General features: G+C 34.0%; 5 protein-coding genes. 1 reads left to right on the plus strand and 4 read right to left on the minus strand.

What is annotated here, in order from left to right:
• The coding region (folE2, locus tag BUC45_RS05195; protein WP_366749763.1) for a GTP cyclohydrolase FolE2 at nt 1-792 on the minus strand (792 nt) is incomplete at its 3' end.
• A complete protein-coding gene (gene queD, locus BUC45_RS05200) occupies nt 737-1093 on the minus strand; it encodes a 6-carboxytetrahydropterin synthase QueD (protein ID WP_296970809.1) in 357 nt (118 codons plus the stop codon). The genes queD and folE2, both read right to left, overlap by 56 nt.
• Nucleotides 1094-1594: 501 nt before the next feature.
• Between queD and BUC45_RS05205 the strand changes: the two genes are divergently transcribed.
• The gene (locus tag BUC45_RS05205; protein ID WP_296970812.1) at nt 1595-2119 is read left to right on the plus strand and encodes a GGDEF domain-containing protein; all 525 of its coding nucleotides are present in this window, start codon (nt 1595-1597) and stop codon (nt 2117-2119) included.
• A gap of 129 nt (nt 2120-2248) precedes the next feature.
• Here the strand turns inward: BUC45_RS05205 and BUC45_RS05210 are convergent, their stop codons facing one another.
• Together BUC45_RS05210 and BUC45_RS05215 are read right to left on the minus strand one after the other, a co-directional pair.
• Nucleotides 2249-3463: an iron-containing alcohol dehydrogenase gene (locus tag BUC45_RS05210; protein ID WP_296970810.1), complete on the minus strand. Its 1215-nt coding sequence runs from the start codon at nt 3461-3463 to the stop codon at nt 2249-2251.
• A 119-nt stretch (nt 3464-3582) separates the two neighbouring features.
• Nucleotides 3583-4215: a shikimate kinase gene (locus tag BUC45_RS05215; protein ID WP_296970811.1), complete on the minus strand. Its 633-nt coding sequence runs from the start codon at nt 4213-4215 to the stop codon at nt 3583-3585.
• Nucleotides 4216-4575 lie beyond the last annotated feature (360 nt).

Below are 4575 nucleotides of genomic sequence, written 5' to 3' on the forward strand. Positions count from 1 at the left end.
GTTGTGAATGCTTTCATGGCTTTCTACTTCTACTCTGTAGCATTTGAGCCCTTCTTCTTTTTCCAGCAAAAGAGCTGCATCTCTTGCCACATCCTCCACAAATTTTGGTGTATTATAAGCTGCTTCGGTTACATATTTTTCATCTTCACGCTTTAATAAGGAATAAACCGGGCTCGATGCAGACATTTCTGCAATTTCTGCTAAATGTTCAAACCAAATTTTCTTTTTGGTTTTTACAAGGATTTTAACATTTGCCCGCTGGTTGTGAGCACCAACACTGCTAATAGCCTTAGAACATGGGCAGAGAGTCTGCACAGGAACCACAACCCCGATAATTATTTCAGTTTTATCGTGGTTTTTCTCACCCAATATCATTGCTTCGATTTTAAGCGGCGATATATTCTTGCTTACAGGCGATTCTTTCCAAATAAAATACGGGAACTTGCATTCAAAAAAACTGCTTTCGGCATCAAGCTTTGTTTGTATGCTGCTTAAGATACTTAAAATAATCTGAGGATTGAGAATATCTATTTTATTTAAGACTTCCACAAATCTACTCATATGAGTTCCCTTTATATCGTGATTTAAGGCTACAGATAGGCTAATATTGGCAACGGTATTTTGAAATCCGTTTGATTGGTCATATACCTTTAAGGGCCAGTCAATGTTTTTGATGCCTACTCTGTTTAGTGAAATACCTCGAGTATCTATTTGGCTCTGTATATCTTTTAACAAATCATTCACCCCTGTACATGATGCCACAATTTTCTGTTTCCCAAACCTGGATTTCATAAAGTCGGCAGTTTTCCCTGGATAATTCATTATATAGTCTATCCCAAATCCATTTGGCGATATTTTCGGCAGAAGGTTGCTTTATAAAGTCATTTAGATATGAGTGGTCTAGCTGCTGTAATATTTTAGATTCAACAATGTGTTTTAGCTCAGAAAAATCCATAATCATATCTTCTTTTCCGGGCTTGCCCTCTAATTTAACTACAAGCTTATAAGTATGTCCATGGAGCCTTTCGCATTTTCCATGATATTCCACGAGATTATGAGCTGCATCAAACTTGAATATTCTTGTTAAAATCATTAATTTCCTCCTAGCTTATGGTATTCTTGAGATAATTTGACTCTATTATAACATGTTAATATAAATTTTATATAGGATAAATGATATGAGTGTCTTTATCATCTCTTTGATATTATGCTTCTAAGCACACACCATCTATCTGGTGAGTTAATACCTGCTTTACATAAAGCCACTATATTGAGTCTGACATTTTTGTAAATTCTTCTCTTGAAAATCGCGATTTTTTCATTGCCTCTATAGCAACTTTATACATAAATATTAAATAAGCAAATAGCACATAAAAGTAATTTGCTTATTGCATATATTTAGTATACAATATTATTTAAAAAGTGCCTATTGGCGGTGAAAAAATTGTTAAAAAGGCCTTATTTATCAAAATTATTCCCAATATTTTTTTTATGGATAGGGATAGGATTATCATCAGGAATTATACAGTTATATATGCATAAGAAATGTGGCAAAAATTTACTTATGACTGCATCTTTGGTTGTTCAAATTATTATGTGGCTTGGATTGGGATATTCCTTTAAAAAATTGTACATATTTGCATATCAGGATGAATTGACTAATTTATGGAACAGGCGGTATTTATACACTAGACTCAAAGATGAAATGAAGAGATTGAAACAAAATAAGGTCTTATCACTTGCTATTATAGACATAGATAATTTTAAGTGCATAAATGATACTTTCGGCCATTTGTTTGGGGATAAGGTATTAGTAGAAATGGCCGATATATTACAAAAAAACCTTCGTAAGAATGATATTGTTGCCAGATGGGGCGGAGAGGAATTTATAATAGTTTTGCCGAAAACCGATGCTAAAGAAGCAAAAACGGTTTTTGAGAGGATAAGAAAAATAATAGAAAAATATGATTTTGGATGCAAAATTACTGTATCCGGCGGGATCGCCTTTGCCGGTGAAGATACAGAGGCAGACAAGATAATAGGCATGGCTGATAAGGCACTTTATGAGGCTAAAAGAAGAAAAAACTTGATAGCCGTATATTACAATAACCGAGTTTGACTGTTTAAAAACAAGGCAAAACCTCATGGGTGCTCTTTACAATACTAAAAAACTCTTTAATCTTCCGATAAATCTTAAATGGGAAATGCCCTCGGGAATTGAGGGCATTGAAAAAGTGCTAAATCGTCACTAAGCATTCAGGGCAGTTAATGATTTAGTAAAAATATCAGTTATAACCTTATCGGTAGCAGGAATAGGAGACATAGCGCAAAGACCGTCTAATGATGGTGTTGTTTTTACAAGTTCTACTAATTTTGGTATATCATTTTCAGTAAATCCAAGGTCTGCCAGCTTCTCAGTGCAACCTACCGAGAACAGCCATTCTTCGAACCTGCAAGCGGCATACTTCGCTTCAGCCGGCAGGCCTTTCAGATCCGGAACTATTGGATATAATATATCAGCCAGTACTTCACTTTCTGCAGGATAAATTGCCTCAATTACTGCGGGCAGAATTGCACCTAGGCCTAATCCATGAGAAAGATCGCCTTTTACAGCACTAAGCGGATGCTCTAGCGCATGTGTCAAATGCAGCAATCCATTATCAAATGAAATTCCCGCAAGAAGCGATGCATATAGTAAATAATATCTGGCTGTCAAGTTCTCGGGATCCTTTAACACAATAGGCAAATATCTTGCTACAAGTCTTATGGTCTCTTTGGCTGTTAAAATACTGTAAGGCGATGCCGCTTTCGTAGTGGCAGCTTCTATAACATGGTTTACAGCATCTACAGTAACTGCTATAGTCTGGGTTCTTGAAAGATTTTTCATTAAGGCAGGGTCATCTATAGCAAACCTTGGATACAAACATTCATAAGCAATAGCCGGTTTGTAGTTTTTTTCCGGAATAGTTGCAACGGCAAATCTATCAACTTCTGTCCCTGTGCCATGAGTTAAGTTTATAACAACAAGTGGAACGGCTCCTTCCGGAGCAAATTCCAGATTATAAAGCTGCCTTGCATCTTTATCGGTATATTTTAATAGAACTGATACACTTTTCGCTGTATCTGCAGGACTGCCGCCGCCGATACTGATTATAGCTTCGGCTCCCATTTCTTTGCCCAACTTTGCCGCTTCATCAATCATGTCTACAGTTGGGTTGGGCCCTACTTTATCGTATAGTTTGTAATCAAATCCTTTTTCATCTAATGCCGGTTTTACTACGTCCCATGCTCCGCTAACTTTATAAGAACCTTTCCCTGTAACAAACAAAATCTTAGTTATGTTATGTTCTTTAAAATGATCTAAGATATCAGTAATCTTGTGAATGGCTCCAATACCAAAATATGTTGTATTTTTACACCTGAGTTCAAAAACTTTATTAGGATTTACAGCAAGTTCCCACATAACAATACCTCCTTGTGATTATTTTCACATTCCCTATATTCATTATATAACTTGTATGTCAATTATGTAAAATACAATTATCTATAAATATATCCATTCCGGTCTGTTTTGTTTAAATTTTAACGATCTATTGACAATTTTCTCGATATTATACAGATGTTCTTAGTAAGAAGATTATTTAATGGATATAACTTCTGCTGTGGGGAGGAGTTTATCCTGTGAATTATGTCGATCAATTCATCTACAACTTGGTTTACAGGTTTATTATCTATGAAATATTTATTTTTAATTTTCTTAAAAGGCCTTTTTGCATAAATGAGATCTTCATGAATGTTTTTGATATAATAATCTTTGTGCTCATCTTTATAAGCGTCATCCTTATAAATGTTATCATTTTCATCGGAAAAAATTAATCTTTTAAAAATATGTTCCGCCGAATCTTGTAATTCAATAGCGATTACATGTTCTAAATCCAACAATGGGTTAAAATTTCTCGCATAATATATGGGACTTACTGCAATAACCGTATTACTATCTTTACATTCTTTTATCAAATCTTTTAGAACGTTCCCTTTTATTTTATATCTTTCATGTGGGAAAGGATAATCTATCATAAAATTTTCCAGAGTCGTACCAAATCTCTTTTTTATTTCAGCATCCATATCGATAAAAGAATATTTTAATTTTTTCGCAAGCAATTTACCAGTTTCAGTCTTTCCCACATTGGAGATACCAAAAAGCAATATTATCATACAAATACCCCATTCGCTTTGTAAACAGGTAGAGTACAGTTTGGTTTGTTGCAATAGACTATCGAAATTACTAGGAACATGACCAATATCTATTTTACCGTTTTAGTTCTAAAAAGAAAATATAATTTTATTATTTCGATTCCCTTTTTCGACTTTTCTAGTTTAAGAATGTTTGTTATGTAATACTGAAAGGTTTTAGGCTTTTACTGAACATATTTTACTTATCATTAAGGAAGTCATATGTAATAGATTTGAAGAATGTATACATATATAATCTTAATTAGAGAGGATTATTGAATTATGAATAAACGACAAGTAGATTTACTAAAAAAACTAATAATTCAAGATGATTATCAGCCA

The sequence above is a fragment of the Tepidanaerobacter sp. EBM-38 genome (genome assembly GCA_001896545.1).
Lineage (GTDB): Bacteria > Bacillota > Thermosediminibacteria > Thermosediminibacterales > Tepidanaerobacteraceae > Tepidanaerobacter.